Below are 15,709 nucleotides of genomic sequence, written 5' to 3'. Positions count from 1 at the left end.
TATGATCGGACTGGCATTGCGATAGGATCAGGCGCGCGCAACATTATGTCGCATTTGCCGGGAAATATGCGAAGCTAAGCGATAATCCTCCGTCCCCGGGAACGCCCCTGCCGCCTGCTTCGTCATAGCCGCAAAGGAGAATAGCCATGCCGCTGACCGCCCCTCAGGATATTGCCGACCTGCTCAACGCAACCCGCACCATCGCCCTGGTCGGCATATCCGACCGGCCCGACCGCGCCAGCAATCATGTCATGCAAGTCCTTCAGGACCATGGCTATCGCGTCCTGCCGGTCAACCCGCAGATTGCGGGCGAGCATGTTCATGGCGAATTTGTCTGGGCGCGCCTGTCGGACATTGGCGTGCCGATCGACATGGTCGACATCTTCCGCAACAGCGCGGCTGCTGGCGAAGTCGTGGACGAAGCCTTCGCCGCCGGGGCCAAAGCGGTCTGGATGCAGTTGGGTGTCATCAATGAAGCCGCCGCCGCCCGCGCCGAAGCCGCTGGGCTGAAGGTCGTGATGGACCATTGCCCGGCGATCGAAATCCCGCGCCTGGGCATCGCGCCGATCGCGGCGGAATAACGCTTTCCAGCCTGCGCTGCCCTCTCTATCAGGCGGCTATGGCGCGCTTCCCGCGAAAGAAAACAGGCCCGATCAAGGGCATTGACCGGCGCACGCTGCTGGTCGGCGGCGGCGCGGCGGCCGGGCTGCTCATCGCCTGGGCTGCCTGGCCGCGCCGCTATGCCCCTAACCTCAATGCCGCGCCCGGCGAAACGATCATCAATGCCTTCCTGAAGATCGATCGGTCGGGCCAGATCATCGTCATCGTGCCGCAGACCGAAACGGGGCAGGGCGTCACCACCCTCCTGCCCCAGATCGTCGCGGACGAACTGGGCGCGGACTGGCGCACCGTCGCGGTGCAAAGCGCGCCGGTCAGCCCTCTCTACGCCAACAGCCTGCTGGCCCGCGAATGGCTGGCGAATGACTGGACCCGGTTGCTGGGCGACGCGGGGGATTGGGCGCTGGGCCAATATGCCACCCGCAACGCGCTGATGCTGACGGGCGGCGGCACCTCCGTCCCGATGTTCCACGACGCCTGCCGCGACGCCGGGGCCGCTGCCCGCATCCTGTTGTGCAAGGCGGCGGCGGCGAACTGGGACATCCCCTGGGAAAGCTGCGACATCCAGAACGGCCTCATATCCGATGGCGGCGACCGGCGGATGAAGATCGGCGATGTGGTCGAACAGGCGGTCGGCTTCGACCTGCCCGCCATCCTGCCGCTGCGGCAGGGGCAGGACGGGCGCCTGTCGGGACAGGATCTGCCCCGGCTCGATACCCCGTCAAAGATTGACGGCAGCCATAATTTCGCCGCCGACATCCGCCTGCCCGACATGGTCTATGCCTCGATCCGGCAGGGGCCGATCGGCGACGCGATCCTTGCCGGGCTGGACGAACGGTCCGCCAGCGGCGTCACCGGCTTTATCAAGCTCATCCGTCAGGATCGCTGGCTGGCCGCCGTCGCCACCAACTGGTGGGCGGCGAACAAGGCGCTGGATCTGGCCGATCCCATATTCACCCTGCGCGGCACGCCGGTCAGCAGCGCAACCATCGACGACGCGCTGGAGGCCGCCTTTTCCGGCGCATCGGGCCGCCGCCTCTATGCGCAGGGCGACCTGCTGCCGGTGTTCGAAGGCGCGACGATCCTGGCCAGCGAATATCAGGTCGACGCCGGGTTGCATCTCGCTCTCGAACCGCTTTGCGCCACCGCTCGTGTTAGCGATGACGGCGCGGAAGTCTGGCTGGCGACCCAGGCGCCCGGCCTTGCCCGCGCCGCCATCGCCGATGCGCTGGGCCTGCCCGAAACCGCCGTCGCCCTCTATCCGCTCCATGCCGGCGGCAGCTTCGGGCGCAAGATGGATTGGGACGCCGGGGTTCAGGCCGCGCTGATCGCCCGCGATTTGGGTCGCCCGGTACAACTGCTCTGGTCGCGGCTGGAAGATGTGATTCAGGATCGCCCCGCTGCGCCAGCCCATGCCCGCATGGCGGCAAAGCTTGGCCGCAACGGCGCGATAGAAGGCTGGCTGGCCAAGGTTGCGGCCCCCTGCGCCATGACGCAGACTTGGGCGCGCATTGCCGATGGCGCGCCGCCGCACGAAGCGGCCGCTGCATCGGCGGACAAGGCCAGCCGTCTGGCTGTCGCGGGCATGGTGCCGCCCTATGCCATCCCCAACTGGGCGGTGGATCATTATCCTTGCGATGTCGGCCTTCCGCTCGGCTTCACCCGCAGCAACGCACATCTGCACAGCGCCTTCTTCACCGAAAGCTTCGTGGACGAACTCGCCCATCTGGCGGGGATGGAGGCCATGTCCTTCCGCATCCAGATGCTGGGCGGCAACCCGCGCCTCGCCCATTGCCTTTCCACCGCTGCGGCCATGGGCGGATGGCAGGGCGGCATCGCGGGCAGCGGGCAGGGGATCGCCACCCATATGATGAACGGCGCCTATGCCGCCGTGATGGTGGAGGCCGCCGTGCGCGGCAACCGGCTGAGCGTGGGCCGCATCATCGCCGCCGTCGATGTCGGTGATCAGGTCAATCCCGACATTGCCCGGCAACAGATAGAAGGCGGGCTGATCTATGGCCTTGCCTATGCCATGGGCGCATCCGTCCCCTATGAACGGGGCCTGCCGACCCGCGCGATACTGGGCCGCATGAACCTGCCGCGCCTTTCCGACATTGGCGAGGTGACGGTGGAACTGATCCGCAGCACCGCGCCGCCCGCTGGCGTGACGGATCTTGCCGCGCCGCTGGTCGCGCCTGCCATCGCCAACGCCCTGTACACATGGACAGGTCAGCGTTTGCGCAGCCTGCCGCTACTGGGAACGACATGACCCTGCCACCGGACCATCCCGCCATCCCCGCGCCCAAAGTCGGCGTCCTCCTCATCAATCTCGGCACGCCCGACGCCCCCGACGCGAAATCGGTGCGGCGCTATCTCGCCCAATTCCTGTCCGACCGCCGCGTGGTGGAAATCCCGCCCTTGATCTGGCAACCGATCCTGCGCGGCGTCATCCTCACGACCCGGCCCAAAAAATCCGCCCATGCCTACAGCCAGGTCTGGACCGATCAGGGATCGCCGCTCGCCTTCCACACCCGCGATACCGCCCATGCGATGCAGGCGGCGATGGGTGAGGGCGTGGTCGTCGACTGGGCGATGCGCTACGGCAATCCGTCGATCGCCTCGCGTCTTGCCGCCATGAAATCGGCCGGATGCGATCGCATTCTGCTCGGCCCGCTCTATCCGCAATATAGCGGCGCGACCACCGCGACCGCCAACGACGCCGCCTTTGCCGCGCTCCGGGCCATGCGCTGGCAACCGGCCATCCGCACCCTGCCGCCCTATCATGACGACCCGGCCTATATCGCCGCGCTCAAAATCTCGATCGAAGACAGCATCGCAAAACTCGACTTCTCCCCCGACGCCTTGCTCGCCAGCTTCCATGGCATGCCCGAACGCACCCTGCATCTGGGCGATCCCTATCATTGCCAGTCGGTCAAGACCGTCCGCCTGCTGCGCGAAGCCCTTTCGCTGCCCGTGCATATGAGCTTTCAGTCGCGTTTCGGGCGGGCCAAATGGCTGGAGCCGGAGACCGAATCCACCCTCGCCAAATTGGTACAGGACGGTGTCCGAAACATTGCTGTGGCAACACCGGGATTTTCGGCGGATTGCCTTGAAACTCTAGAGGAAATCGCCCTGCGCGCGAAAGAGGTTTTTTTGTCCGTAGGGGGTGAAAATTTTGCCTATTTGCCCTGTCTAAACGCGTCTGCCCCGGCTATCACTTTGTATCAGAGGCTGTTGGGCCGTGAGCTTTCGGGCTGGATAAACCAGGCCGGTTAAGTAGGGAAGGATGCGCATATGTCGAGAGTAGCGATCGTGACGGGCGGGACACGCGGCATTGGCGAGGCGATCAGCCTGGCGCTGCGTGACATGGGCTATACTGTGGCCGCCAATTATGCCGGCAATGAAGCCAAGGCGCAGGCCTTTACCGAAGCCACCGGCATCGCAGCCTTCAAATGGGACGTCGGCGATCATCAGGCCTGCCTGGATGGCTGCGCGGCGGTAACTGATGCACTTGGGCCGATCGATATCGTCGTCAACAATGCAGGCATCACCCGCGACGGCGTGCTGGCCAAGATGAGCTTTGACGACTGGAATGAAGTCATGCGCATCAATCTGGGCGGTTGCTTCAACATGGCCAAGGCGACCTTTGCCGGCATGCGTGAGCGCGGCTGGGGCCGGATCGTCAATATCGGGTCGATCAACGGGCAGGCGGGCCAATATGGCCAGGTCAATTATGCCGCCGCCAAATCGGGCATCCACGGCTTTACCAAGGCGCTGGCGCAGGAAGGGGCGAAAGTCGGCGTGACCGTCAACGCCATCGCGCCGGGCTATATCGACACGGACATGGTTGCCGCGGTGCCGCCTGCCGTGCTGGAAAAGATCGTGGCGAAAATCCCGGTCGGACGTCTGGGCCAGGCGCATGAAATCGCGCGCGGCGTCGCCTTCTTCTGCAGTGAGGATGGCGGCTTTGTGACCGGCAGCACGCTGTCGATCAATGGCGGCCAGCACATGTATTGATGATGACGGGCGACGCCTCGGATGGGCCGGATGATGGTCCCTTGGCGTCGCCCTTTGCCCCGCCGGTCAAGCGCAGCGTGACCATTGCCGGGCACCAGACCGCGATCAGTCTGGAACCCATATTCTGGGACGCCTTGCGCGATCATGCGCAGCGCGACGGCCTACCGCTCAACGCCCTTATCGCCCGCATAGACCTGGCCCGCATGGGCGCGCCTGATCCGCCCAATCTGGCGAGCGCGATCCGTTGCTGGCTGTTCGCGCGGGCGATTTGCGACAAAGATAATAATTATTCGCAATAGCGTTGACTCTGAGAAAGGTTCGCAATAGCAGCATCCCAACTTCAAAGGGGATTTGCTGCATATGTCCAACTCACTGTCACGCTCGTCCTTCCTGGCCCTTGGCTGCGTCAGCGCCATGGCCTTCGCGACGGGCGCCCACGCCCAGGAAGCGCCCGCCCCAAAGCTGGGCGGCATGACCGTCACCGACACGGCGATCGATGAATCCCAGGTCAAGGTCGAGAAGGCGGAATCACCCAAATATGTCCGCCCGCTGCTAGACACGCCCCAGACGATCACGGTGATCGGCAACCAGACAATTCAGAAGCAAAATCTGCTGACGCTGCGCGACGTTCTGTCCACCATTCCGGGCATCACCTTTGGCGCCGGCGAAGGTGGCGGCGGCTACGGCGACAGTATCAACCTGCGTGGTCAGAGCGCCAATACCGACATCAGCATCGATGGCGTCCGCGACAGCGCGCAATATAGCCGCACCGATCCCTTCAATGTCGAACAGATCGAAGTCACCAACGGCTCCAACTCCGTATTTGGCGGTTCCGGTGCGATCGGCGGCAATATCAACATCGTGACCAAGCGGCCCAAGGGCTATGACGAAACGCTGGTTCAGGCAGGCGTCGGCACGTCCGACTATTATCGGGCGACCATCGACAGCAATGTCCGCGCGTCCGATTTCATCGCCGTGCGCCTGAACGCCATGTATCATGAAAATGACGTGCCGGCCCGCAATGTCGATCGCTACAAGCGCTGGGGCGTCGCGCCGTCGGTCAAGCTTGGCGTCGATGGCCCGACCTCGCTGACATTGCTCTACACGCATCAGGAAGACAAGAATACGCCGCTCTACGGCGTGCCTTATTACAAGAACGCGCTCTATGACGGCATCCTCCCCGGCGCGCGCTATAGCGGCTATTATGGCTACAGGAATCTGGATCGTCAGGATCAGACGATTGATCAGGCGACCGCCATCTTCGACCATCGTTTCAGTGATCTCCTGGCCGTTCGCAACCTGTCGCGCTGGCAGCGGGTCGAACAGAAGCTGATCGTCAATCCGCCACAGGGCACCTATTGCCTTGCCAACGGCCAGACCCAGACCGGCGTGGCCTGCGCTGCGGGACAGGTGCCCGGCACCTATTATCCCAGCGGCCCGCGCGGCGGATTCCGCAACTCCGTCAACGACACGCTCTATAACCAGCTCGATCTGACCTTCACCATTCCCGGCGGCCATTCGCTCGTGCTCGGCACGTCGATGCTGCAGGAAGACTATGCGCTGGATAACGGCAACGTCCTGCGCAATGCTGGCGGCGCGCTGCCCAACCCGGTGCTCGATCCGATCAGCATCAGCAATCCAAACGCCATCTATACCGGCCCTGTCAACGCGATCCGTTCCGGTCATCAGGATGGCGACCTGTTCAACATCGCGGCCTATGCTTTCGCCGCGGTCAAGATCGTCGATCAGCTCGAAATCAACGGCGGCGTCCGCTACGAACATAATCGCGCCCGCTTCCGTGCGGATACGATTGCCACACCGGCAGCAGGTGGCGCCTATACCACTGGCCGGTCGCAGAACGCGACCGACAACCTCTTCTCCTACCGTATCGGGCTGGTCTACAAACCGGCGGAAAATGCCAGCCTTTACGTCGCTTACGGGAACAGCAAGAACCCCACGGCAACGACCGTCCGTGCTGGCTGCGGGCTGGCGGCGGAGGCCAACCTGTTCAACGACCCATGCGAGGCAAAGCCCGAACAGGCCGTCAATTACGAGGTTGGCGGCAAGATCGACCTGTTCGATGCAAAGCTGCAACTGACCGCCGCGGTGTTCCGCAACGAACGGACCAATTACCGCGTCGCCAGCAACGATCCGCTAATCGGGAACCTGCCGGTCAACGACGGCCGCAACCGGGTGAACGGCATCACCTTGGGCGCAACCGGGAACATCACCGACGCCTGGACGATCTTCGCCAACTACACCTATCTCGACACCAAGGTGATCCAGAGCATTTCGGACTATCAGAAATCGCAGGGCGTGGTGGATACCCAGGCGGGTAATCCGATGACCAACAATCCGAAACATTCGGGCAGCCTGTTCACCACCTATACGCTGCCCTTCGGCCTCGAACTTGGCTATGGCCTGACCTATCAGGGCAGCTGGTATCTCTCGAACATCACTGGCGCGACGATGTACAAGTCGGACGATTATCTGGTCCATCGCGCGATGTTGTCCTACCCCATCACGGAAAAGCTGAGCGCGCAGCTCAATGTCCAGAACTTCACCAACGAAAAATATTATACCAGCATCCGCAACAATGGCTGGGCCAATCCCGGCGAAGGCCGTTCGTGGGTGCTGACGCTGGGTTATAAATTGTAAACTCCGTTCCCCCGGCATTTGTCCCTTGCCGGGGGCGAGCGGGCGGGCGGCGATACACTCCATCCTCCTCGGGTCGCCGCCCGTCCGCCAATAAGTAAATAACGCAATTGATTCGCATTATGGTTCGCGTTATCGAGATAGGCATCGGATCAAGGGAAGGAAGGCGCTGCCATGCTCCATGCTGCAAGTCGGCCAGCCGACGATTTCCCGACCGACCTGTCGCATGATTTTGATCGCCCGTCCGCCATCGGCCTTGCCCGATCGCAACCGGAGGAACGGCCAGCGCCCGGTCGCTATGGCGCAGGCTCGCGCCCCAATATTCCGGTCATCGCGGCCATCCTGATCTTCCATGTCCTGCTGATCGCCGCGCTGGTCCAGGTCCGCAGCCATGTCCAGCGGATGCAGGAAGCCAAGCTGACGGTGGTCAATCTTTCGCCACCCCCGCCACCGCCGTCCGCCGAAACACCGCCACCGCCGCCGTCGACTCCGGAAATCGTGACGCCGCCGCCGATCGTTCAGACGCCGGTGCCGCCGGTCCAGACTGTGCAGACCACGCCCGATCCGGTGCCGGTGCCCACGCCCCAACGCGCTGTCGTGGCCGTGCCCACTCCATCACCGGCTGCCGTTTCGCCAGCCCCGCCCAGCCTGATCCAGGGCGGTGACCTGAGCGCCCAGATGATCGCGGGCAAGCCGCCGCGCTATCCCATCGAAAGCCGTCGCAAGCGGGAGCAAGGGACGGTCGTGCTGACCCTGACACTTGGGATCGACGGCGCGGTCGACAGCATCGCCATATCGCAGAGCAGCGGCTTTGCCCGGCTGGACGAAGCGGCGCGCGACGCGGTGCGCAAATGGCGCTGGTCGCCGGTCGTCCGCAACGGTCAACCGATGCGGGTCAAGGGCGTGGTCGAAATTCCCTTCGTCCTGCGCAGCGAAGCAGCCTGAAACGCGGCCCCAGTCATGCTCATTGCCATTCCCGACCTGATCGACGCCGCTGGTGTCGCCGCGATCCGCGCCCTGATCGACGGCGCGGAATGGGTGGACGGTAACGTCACGTCCGGCCCGCAATCCGCTTTGGCCAAGCATAATCTGCAATTGCCGGAAGACGCGCCCGCCGCCAAGCAGGCCGGGCAGATGGTGCTCGATGCGCTGGGCCGATCGCCCCTGTTCATAGCTGCCGCGCTGCCGCTCAAGATTTTCCCGCCCTTGTTCAACAGCTATGCGGGCGGGCAGGCGTTCGGCGTCCATGTCGACAATGCGGTGCGCATTCAGGCCGGGACCGGCTTTCGCGTCCGGTCCGACCTGTCGATGACTGTCTTTCTGGAAGAGCCGGACGCCTATGATGGCGGCGAACTGACGATCGAAACCAATTTCGGGGTGCAGAGCGTCAAGCTGCCTGCGGGCCACGCCGTCCTCTATCCTTCATCGTCGCTGCACCGGGTCGAGCCGGTCACGCGCGGGCGGCGCGTGGCCAGCTTCTTCTGGCTCCAGTCGATGATCCGTGACGATGCCGCGCGGCAAATCCTGTTCGATCTGGATCGCAGCGTACAGGAACTGGGCGGGACGCTTGGGCAGGAGCATGGGGAGGTGATCCGCCTGACCGGCGTTTATCACAATCTGCTGCGCCGCTGGGCCGAAAGCTGACGCTTAATTGCCGTCCGCGTCGACGGTGAATATCATCGGCTTGCCGCGCGATGCAGGCTCCCATCCCGCCAGCAAGGCGGCGCGGATGCCCCTGGTGACAATGGCGTCGTTGATCTGGAGGCGGCCGCGCTGCAAGCCTTTGAGCAGGCGTTTGGGCGGCGGAAATTCCAGCACCGCGCCGCGCTGGCAATCCTGCTGTGACAGGGCGATGGTCATGCCCTTCCAGCCCTCGGCATCGCTCCATTGCGGCTCGCGCCGGAGTTCCCATTCATATATGTCGCCATCGACGGAGACGGTTCCGGAAAGATTGTGCATGGGCGTCCGCATAGCAGCCTTGGCGTCAGGCACCACCCTTCATTCCAGCATCCTGGTGAGCGCGGGGGTCATATATTCCTGCGCGCCATCGTCTGTCCGCAGCACCAGCCGGGCGGGCAGGGCGTGGCGCGTGGCCAACGCCATGCCCTGCGCCGGGCCCATAACGGTGATCGTAGTGGCCCATGCGTCCGCCAGCATCGCATGTTCATGCAATACCGTAACGGATGCCACCCCCTGGGGGATCGGGGCGCCACGCGCCGGGTCGATACTGTGCGACAGGCGCGCATCGCCTTCCATGCGGAAGCGGCGATAGTCGCCCGATGTCGCGACCGAGAGGCCACATAGCGCGATGCGCAGCACGGGTATCGCCAGACCCGGCGGAGGCTCCACATCGACCCACCAGGGCTGCATGTCGGGCTTCACGCCGTCGCCGCGCAACTCGCCGCCGATTTCGATGAGGAAATTGGCGACCCCCAATGCCCGCAACCCAGCCGCCATGGCATCGACCGCAAAACCCTTGGCAATGCCGGAAAAATCAAGCGCGACATGGGCGATGCGGCGGGCCTCGTCGCCATCCAGTTCGATCGCCTGCCATGGCGCGCTATCGATCAAGGGGGCGGGGCGCGGACGGGCGGCGGGACCAAAGCCCCATTGATCAACCAGCGCGCCGATCGCCGGATCGAAGGCGCCGTTCGACAGCCGCGCCATGCCCAGCCCGGCCCGCAGCACCGTCAGCATGTCCGGCGGCAGGGTCATCCAATCGCCCACCGGCGTTCGGTTGAACCGGCTGATCGCGGAGTCTGCCTCCCAATTGCTCATCTGGTCGATGATGCGGGCCAGACCATCCTCGATCGCGGCCTGGCAATTGGCGGGCGGATCGACCAGCATGGCGGACCAGCTGGTCCCCATGGTCGGTCCGCCCAACGTCACGATACGGCCCGCCCGCGCTCGCCCGGCAAGCTGGTCGGGCGACAGGTCGGGCGGGATCGCGGTTCGGACTGCGTGGGTCAGGGCGCCAGCACTTCCAGCGTGCTGACATAGGATGCCCGCCGCTGCGGCGGACCGGCGGGGCGCGCAGGCGCAGGCGATGCGCCCGGTGCGCCGGCACCAGGGCCGCCGGGGCCATCACCCTCGCGCCCGCCACCGACACTGGCATTCAGCCAGTACATGCCCGGCTGCGGCCATGTGATCGCGACCTTGCCATCCTGATCGGCGACCAGGTCCATCTGGCCCAGCGCATCGCGATAACGGATGCCGCCGGGGATAACGGTGACCTTCAGGCCTGCCGCCGGCTTGCCGTCGAGCAGAAACTGGAAGCTGGCGGTTTCGCCCGACACCAGATCGTTGGGATGGGTCACGGGCACCAGTTCGATGCCCGATCCGGTCGGCTTGAACACCCCGGTGGTGGGCGCGCCCAGCGTCACGAAAATCTCGTTGCGATTGGACGCTTCAGCGACCTGCACGTCGGTCGCGCCCGCCGGAATGACACTGGCCAGCTTGTCCTTGGTCGTGCCGCGCGGCAGCCGTTCCTGCTTGCCGTTCAGCCTATAGCTGCCCATCATATTGGTCGACACGCTGCCGATGCGGTAGGTGCCCGGCTGGGTCAGATGCACGTCGAAGGTCGACCGATATTTGCCGGTCGCGGCATTTTCGATCTTCCCGATGCTGCCGTCCGGCTGGGTTACGACGATGCCGTCGGTCCGCATCGGCACATGCTCGAAATAGAAAAGATCGTTGGACACGGCAGCATCGACCGTCACCCAGCTTTCGCTGCCCGACAGGGTGGTCGAGGATGGCATCATCCACTGGCGGTGCGCCTGCGCCGCGGCGGGGAGCATAAGGGCGGCCAAGGCGCCCGCGATCATCAGTCTGGCTTTCATCATCTTATCCCCTATTTGCCGAAATTCAGGGCGACGGTGCCCAGTTCCGCATTGCCCTGCGCCTTGACGGTGCTGCCGGGCTTTGCCGGCCAGGCGAAGGGCAGGCGGACGACTTCGCGACCACCCACTTCGCGTGCCGCTTCCACGATCAGCGTGTAATTGCCGGGGCTGAGCGCGCCGAGCGGACCCTTGCCCGCGACAAAAGCGATCTTGTTGTCGCCGGGTGCGCGGGTTGCACCCGTCACGCCATCGGCTGGAAAGCTCATCGTCCGCCCCGAAGCGCGCCACCATTGCCGCACGTCGCGCAGCCATTTGGTGCCTTCCCCCTTTTTCATGTCATAATCATACCAGACCGACAGGGTGCGCGGCGTCGCCCCCTGTTTTTCGATCCAGATCGCGACATAGGGGCGGTGATATTCAGCCACCGACAGGCGCGGTATGCCGACCGAGAGGTTCAGCGTCTGCGCGGTGGCTGGCGCTGCAATCGTGCCTAGCGCGGCGGTGCCGGTCAGCAGCAGGCGATGGCTGATCTGCATGAAAATTCCCCTTAATGGATGAAGATGATGGCCAGCACTGCCGGCAGGGCCAGGCCGATGGCGACGAGCGGCCAGGTGCTGGGGCGCTTCTTCGCGTGCAACTGGAGCAGCAGCAGTCCGGTCAGCGCGAACAGGAAACAGGCGACCGAGAAAATGTCGATAAACCATTTCCACACCGTGCCGGTATTGCGGCCCTTGTGCAGATCATTGAGATAGCTGACCCAGCCCCGGCTGGTTGCTTCGCTGGTCACCGTCCCGTCGTTCCGGTCGATCGAGACCCATCCATCGCCGCCGGGGCGGGGCAACGCGAGATAGATTTCGTCGGCAGACCATTCCGCCTCGCCACCGCCGCGCTGCCCGGTCGTCTTTTCAACCCAGGCCGCGACCGGCGCAGGCAGCGGCTTTTTGGCATCGGGCGCATCATCTGGCGCAATCAGCTTGCGCAGATCGGTGGGCAAAGTCGCACTTTTCTCGATCGTCTGGGGCGATCCTTCGACATCGGCGGCATGGTTGAGCGTGATGCCGGTGAAAGCGAAAAGCAGCAGCCCGATCAGGCTGATCGCCGAACTGATCCAGTGCCAGCTATGCAGCTGCTTGAGCCAGAAGGATTTGGCGGACTTCTTCTTCTGCTGCTGCTTAAGGCGGGCGGTTCCGTGCATCGGATGGGTGACTGGTCCTGCGAGGATGGATGTCGACCGCATACCGCGAACGATTCGCAATTGCAAATGAGTCGCAGGAAGAATTTTGTATCAAAATGTATGGTGAGTGGCGGGGGACTGCTTAGCCTTCGCCGTTCGGTTCCACCAGCGCAATGTCCATGTCAGCGAGCGCCAGCCGCAGCAATTCGGCCATGCCCGCCCGCGCCGCTGCCGTGTCGCGCGCGGCGATCGCCTGAAACACGGCGCGGTGATCGGGCAGGGGATCGCGCGGCAACAATTTCTTGCGATGCTTGAAGGTCGTGGTCCAGCTCACCGCTGCGCCTACGGAACTGGCCAGCGCCTCCAGCGCGTCATTGCGGGTCGCGGCCAGGATCATATTGTGGAAGCGCTGATCAGCAGCGCGGCCTTCCGGGGTGGAAAGGCCATAGCGCCCCATATCGTCGAGCGCCGTTTCCATCACCGCCAGTTGCTCGTCGGTGCGGCGGCGTGCGGCAAATTCCGCTGCGGCTGGTTCGATCACGCCGCGCAGTTCGAACAGGTCGCGGATGAACCGAGAATCCGGTTCGCCCGCGAACATCCAGGCGAGCATTTCGGGGTCCAGCACATTCCAGCGATTGCGCGGCAGGACGCGGGTACCGGCCTTGGGGCGGCTTTCCAGCATTCCCTTGGCGATCAGGATGCGGACCGCCTCGCGATAGGCGGTGCGCGAAACGCCCAGGCGGTCGGACGCCTCAATCTCGCCTTCGAACAATTCGCCGGGCTGGTAGCGGCCAGTCAGGATAGCGGTGCCCAGATCGCGCGCGATCGTCTGGTGGATACGCAGCCCGCTCTCTTCCGATCCGACCTTGCGCCCGCTAGCCACTATATTCTCTCCCGTTTCAGTCCTCGAATATCGCCGTAGGACAATGCCGTCCACAAAGGAAGGCATCAGCTACCAGCCGCAGCGGCACGATGTCAGCATCAATCGTGCGCGTGGCGACCAAATCGACGAACCGGCGATGGCGGGATATTCCTCGTCCGGGGCTTTCATCTGAACTTCCCCGTCCAACCGCAGCATATTGCCGCCTTCGGACAGAAGCAGGCTGCCATTATCGGTATCGACCGCAATGTCCCATGTCTGCGGCCCGGTTTGCCGCCAGTCGAACACAGTGTCGATCGGGGCGCCCGATGCGGTCGCCATCGCCAGCGTCGCGCCGATGGGAGCGTCCTTGTTGGATGGCACTTCCAGGCTGGCTGACAGCAGGGTGACGGGTTCGGGCACGATTTCGGTCAGGATCGACAGCGCATTGATGCTTGGATCGAACACGCCGAAGCCGCCGGCCTCCCATATCCAGGGTTGGCCGGGATGCCAGTGACGGACATCTTCGCGCCACTGGATCGAAATGCGCTCTATCCTGCGCTGCGCTATCCACGCCTTCGCCTGCGCCACGGCGGCGGCATAGCGGCTGTGCCAACTGGCATAGAGGGTGACATTCTGCGCCTTGGCCAGCGCGATCAGCGCCTCCACTTCGGACACGGTCGCGCCCGGTGGCTTTTCCAGAAACACATGCTTGCCCGCCAGCAGCGCCTGCCGCGCGGCATGATAGCGGGCCTGGGGCGGCTGGCACAGGATGACAGCGTCCAGATCCGGCTCGCCCGCCAGCATCGCGCCGAGGTCGGGATAATTATGCACCCCGTCCCCTTGCGCGTTGCGGCTGGCGATGGCGACCAGATCGATGCCAGCCGTCCTGGCCATTGCGGGCAGGTGCTGGTCGCGCGCGATTTTGCCCAGCCCCACCAGACCTGCCCTGATAGTCATGCCGCGACCACCAGCTTGCCGTCGATCCGGCGATTGAGGCCGAGCGGATTGGACGCCTGCAAGGCCGCGGGCAGCAGCGCGTCCGGCACGTCCTGATAGCAGACAGGCCGCAGGAAACGCATCATCGCCAGCGTGCCGACCGATGTGGAGCGGCCATCGGCGGTCGATGGGAAGGGGCCGCCATGGACCATGGCATGGGTCACTTCGACGCCGGTGGGCCAGCCATTGGTCAGGATACGCCCAACCTTGCGCGACAGCACGGGCAGGAGCCGGGCTGCGTCGGCGCTGTCCGCGTCCGTCAGTTGCAGCGTTGCGGTCAACTGGCCTTCAAGGCCCGCGATCGTGGCGATGACTTCATCGATGCTGCTGCACCGGATCAGCACCGACGAAGACCCGAACACTTCTTCCGCCAGCAGCGGGTTCGCGCCGAAGGTCGCCGAATCGGTTGCAAAGAAAGCGGCCTTGCCGCGATTGCAGCCTTCCGCTTCCGTGCCGCGCGCGATGGTGGTGACGCCCTCCGCGCTTTCCAGAGCTGCAACGCCCTTTTCATAGGCGTCGTAGATGCCGGGGGTCAGCATGACCTGCGGCGCAGCACCGGACAAGGCTTCCGCCGCCGCCGCAACGAATGTGTCGAGGTCCGGCCCGTCCAGCGCGATGACCAGTCCGGGGTTGGTGCAGAACTGCCCCGACCCCATGGTCAGCGACCCGACAAAGGCCGTCCCCATCGCCGCGGCCCGGTCGGCCAGCGCACCGGGCAGCAGGACGACGGGATTGATCGAGGACATTTCGGCATAGACCGGGATCGGCTCCGCCCGTTCGGCCGCGATCTTCATCAGCGCGACACCGCCGCCGCGCGATCCGGTGAAGCCCACCGCCTTGACGCGCGGATCGGCAACCAGCGCGCCGCCCAGCGCCCGGTTGTTGCCGGGCAGGTAGGAAAACACGCCTTCATGCAGGCCGCACGCCTTGACCGCCGCCTGGATGGCGCGGGCGACCAGCTCGCCCGTGCCGGGATGGGCGCTATGCCCCTTCACGATGACAGGCGACCCTGCGGCGAAGGCCGAAGCGGTGTCACCGCCCGCGACCGAGAAGGCGAGCGGGAAGTTGGACGCGCCGAACACCGCGACCGGGCCGACCGAATGGTTGACGCGGCGCAGGTCCGCACGCGGCAGCGGCGCACGGTCGGGCATGGCGGGGTCGATCGTTGCGTCAAGCCAGTCACCCAGCCGCACATAGCTGGCGAACAGGCGCAACTGGCCTACGGTGCGGCCGCGCTCGCCTTCCAGCCGCGCCCGCGGCAGGCCGGATTCGGCCATCGCGGTTTCGATCAGCAGGTCGCCAATGGCGACGATCTGGTCAGCGACGGTTTCCAGGAAAGTGGCGCGGGCGTCGGGGGCCAGCGTCGAAAAACTGTCAAACGCCGCGTCGGCAAGCGCGGCGGCTTCCGCGACATCGTCCGGCATGGCGCTGGAAAAGGCGACGCTGCCCTTTTCGCCGGTGGCCGGGTGGATCGCATGGAATGGATCGCCGCCCTGACGCTCGCCTGCACCGACGAGAATGGCTCCGTTGAACATAATAGTCTCCATA

The 15,709-nt window shown here is 64.6% G+C and carries 15 protein-coding genes and 1 pseudogene; 8 read left to right on the top strand and 8 right to left on the bottom strand.

Annotated elements, in window-relative coordinates; all coding sequences use genetic code 11:
- Window positions 1-146: 146 nt before the first annotated feature.
- From CJD35_RS01765 to CJD35_RS01730, 8 genes are all read left to right on the top strand, one after another.
- Window positions 147-581, top strand: coding sequence for a CoA-binding protein (locus CJD35_RS01765; RefSeq protein ID WP_017182622.1), 435 nt, complete (start codon window positions 147-149; stop codon window positions 579-581).
- Window positions 582-619: 38 nt separating this feature from the next.
- Window positions 620-2,887 carry a molybdopterin cofactor-binding domain-containing protein gene (locus tag CJD35_RS01760; protein WP_086485754.1) on the top strand — a complete coding sequence of 756 codons (2,268 nt, stop codon included), beginning with the start codon at window positions 620-622 and terminating at the stop codon, window positions 2,885-2,887.
- Window positions 2,884-3,894 (top strand): ferrochelatase, encoded by a 1,011-nt coding sequence (gene hemH / locus CJD35_RS01755; protein ID WP_017182624.1) that lies wholly within the window; start codon window positions 2,884-2,886, stop codon window positions 3,892-3,894. The genes CJD35_RS01760 and hemH overlap by 4 nt, the downstream gene beginning before the upstream one ends.
- 18 nt (window positions 3,895-3,912) lie before the next feature.
- Entirely contained in the window at window positions 3,913-4,635 is a 723-nt protein-coding gene (gene phbB, locus CJD35_RS01750; RefSeq protein WP_017182625.1) for an acetoacetyl-CoA reductase, read from the top strand.
- Window positions 4,635-4,934, top strand: coding sequence for a ribbon-helix-helix domain-containing protein (locus tag CJD35_RS01745; protein ID WP_017182626.1), 300 nt, complete (start codon window positions 4,635-4,637; stop codon window positions 4,932-4,934). Before phbB ends, CJD35_RS01745 begins: the two co-directional genes overlap by 1 nt.
- Before the next feature lie 61 nt (window positions 4,935-4,995).
- Window positions 4,996-7,293, top strand: a complete 2,298-nt coding sequence (locus CJD35_RS01740; RefSeq protein ID WP_086485753.1) for a TonB-dependent receptor — start codon at window positions 4,996-4,998, stop codon at window positions 7,291-7,293.
- Between the two features lie 171 nt (window positions 7,294-7,464).
- Entirely contained in the window at window positions 7,465-8,235 is a 771-nt protein-coding gene (locus tag CJD35_RS01735) for an energy transducer TonB (protein ID WP_017182628.1), read from the top strand.
- Between the two features lie 15 nt (window positions 8,236-8,250).
- Window positions 8,251-8,934, top strand: coding sequence for a Fe2+-dependent dioxygenase (locus CJD35_RS01730; RefSeq protein WP_017182629.1), 684 nt, complete (start codon window positions 8,251-8,253; stop codon window positions 8,932-8,934).
- Between the two features lie 3 nt (window positions 8,935-8,937).
- On the opposite strand, the gene CJD35_RS01725 is transcribed toward CJD35_RS01730, so the two are convergent.
- The 8 genes and pseudogenes from CJD35_RS01725 to CJD35_RS01690 form a co-directional block, all read right to left on the bottom strand.
- Window positions 8,938-9,261: a hypothetical protein gene (locus CJD35_RS01725; protein WP_017182630.1), complete on the bottom strand. Its 324-nt coding sequence runs from the start codon at window positions 9,259-9,261 to the stop codon at window positions 8,938-8,940.
- 27 nt (window positions 9,262-9,288) lie between these two features.
- Entirely contained in the window at window positions 9,289-10,158 is an 870-nt protein-coding gene (locus CJD35_RS01720) for an FAD:protein FMN transferase (RefSeq protein WP_017182631.1), read from the bottom strand.
- A gap of 98 nt (window positions 10,159-10,256) precedes the next feature.
- A complete protein-coding gene (locus CJD35_RS01715) occupies window positions 10,257-11,129 on the bottom strand; it encodes a DUF4198 domain-containing protein (RefSeq protein WP_026002298.1) in 873 nt (290 codons plus the stop codon).
- Between the two features lie 11 nt (window positions 11,130-11,140).
- Window positions 11,141-11,665 carry a DUF2271 domain-containing protein gene (locus CJD35_RS01710; protein ID WP_017182633.1) on the bottom strand — a complete coding sequence of 175 codons (525 nt, stop codon included), beginning with the start codon at window positions 11,663-11,665 and terminating at the stop codon, window positions 11,141-11,143.
- A gap of 11 nt (window positions 11,666-11,676) precedes the next feature.
- On the bottom strand, window positions 11,677-12,324 hold the full coding sequence (locus CJD35_RS01705) for a PepSY-associated TM helix domain-containing protein (RefSeq protein WP_026002299.1): 648 nt from the start codon (window positions 12,322-12,324) through the stop codon (window positions 11,677-11,679).
- Window positions 12,325-12,445: 121 nt separating this feature from the next.
- On the bottom strand, window positions 12,446-13,186 hold the full coding sequence (locus CJD35_RS01700) for a FadR/GntR family transcriptional regulator (protein ID WP_017182635.1): 741 nt from the start codon (window positions 13,184-13,186) through the stop codon (window positions 12,446-12,448).
- 16 nt (window positions 13,187-13,202) lie between these two features.
- Window positions 13,203-14,122: pseudogene (locus tag CJD35_RS01695) on the bottom strand (Gfo/Idh/MocA family protein).
- On the bottom strand, window positions 14,119-15,696 hold the full coding sequence (locus CJD35_RS01690) for an aldehyde dehydrogenase (NADP(+)) (RefSeq protein WP_017182637.1): 1,578 nt from the start codon (window positions 15,694-15,696) through the stop codon (window positions 14,119-14,121). Before CJD35_RS01690 ends, CJD35_RS01695 begins: the two are co-directional and overlap by 4 nt.
- Window positions 15,697-15,709: the final 13 nt, after the last annotated feature.

This window comes from Sphingobium xenophagum, from assembly GCF_002288285.1.
GTDB lineage: Bacteria > Pseudomonadota > Alphaproteobacteria > Sphingomonadales > Sphingomonadaceae > Sphingobium > Sphingobium xenophagum.
Note: the sequence above shows the minus strand (reverse complement) of the source record. Positions and strands in the feature narration are given on the sequence as shown.

Bases quoted from the DNA above. Each gene is read 5' to 3' on its own strand.
- CJD35_RS01735 (WP_017182628.1), top strand. From the start codon at position 7,465: ATGCTCCATGCTGCAAGTCGGCCAGCCGACGATTTCCCGACCGACCTG.
- CJD35_RS01710 (WP_017182633.1), bottom strand. From the start codon at position 11,665: ATGCAGATCAGCCATCGCCTGCTGCTGACCGGCACCGCCGCGCTAGGC.
- CJD35_RS01705 (WP_026002299.1), bottom strand. From the start codon at position 12,324: ATGCACGGAACCGCCCGCCTTAAGCAGCAGCAGAAGAAGAAGTCCGCC.
- CJD35_RS01760 (WP_086485754.1), top strand. From the start codon at position 620: ATGGCGCGCTTCCCGCGAAAGAAAACAGGCCCGATCAAGGGCATTGAC.
- CJD35_RS01740 (WP_086485753.1), top strand. From the start codon at position 4,996: ATGTCCAACTCACTGTCACGCTCGTCCTTCCTGGCCCTTGGCTGCGTC.
- CJD35_RS01745 (WP_017182626.1), top strand. From the start codon at position 4,635: ATGATGACGGGCGACGCCTCGGATGGGCCGGATGATGGTCCCTTGGCG.
- CJD35_RS01720 (WP_017182631.1), bottom strand. From the start codon at position 10,158: ATGGGGACCAGCTGGTCCGCCATGCTGGTCGATCCGCCCGCCAATTGC.
- CJD35_RS01715 (WP_026002298.1), bottom strand. From the start codon at position 11,129: ATGAAAGCCAGACTGATGATCGCGGGCGCCTTGGCCGCCCTTATGCTC.
- hemH (WP_017182624.1), top strand. From the start codon at position 2,884: ATGACCCTGCCACCGGACCATCCCGCCATCCCCGCGCCCAAAGTCGGC.
- CJD35_RS01765 (WP_017182622.1), top strand. From the start codon at position 147: ATGCCGCTGACCGCCCCTCAGGATATTGCCGACCTGCTCAACGCAACC.
- CJD35_RS01725 (WP_017182630.1), bottom strand. From the start codon at position 9,261: ATGCGGACGCCCATGCACAATCTTTCCGGAACCGTCTCCGTCGATGGC.
- CJD35_RS01690 (WP_017182637.1), bottom strand. From the start codon at position 15,696: ATGTTCAACGGAGCCATTCTCGTCGGTGCAGGCGAGCGTCAGGGCGGC.
- phbB (WP_017182625.1), top strand. From the start codon at position 3,913: ATGTCGAGAGTAGCGATCGTGACGGGCGGGACACGCGGCATTGGCGAG.
- CJD35_RS01730 (WP_017182629.1), top strand. From the start codon at position 8,251: ATGCTCATTGCCATTCCCGACCTGATCGACGCCGCTGGTGTCGCCGCG.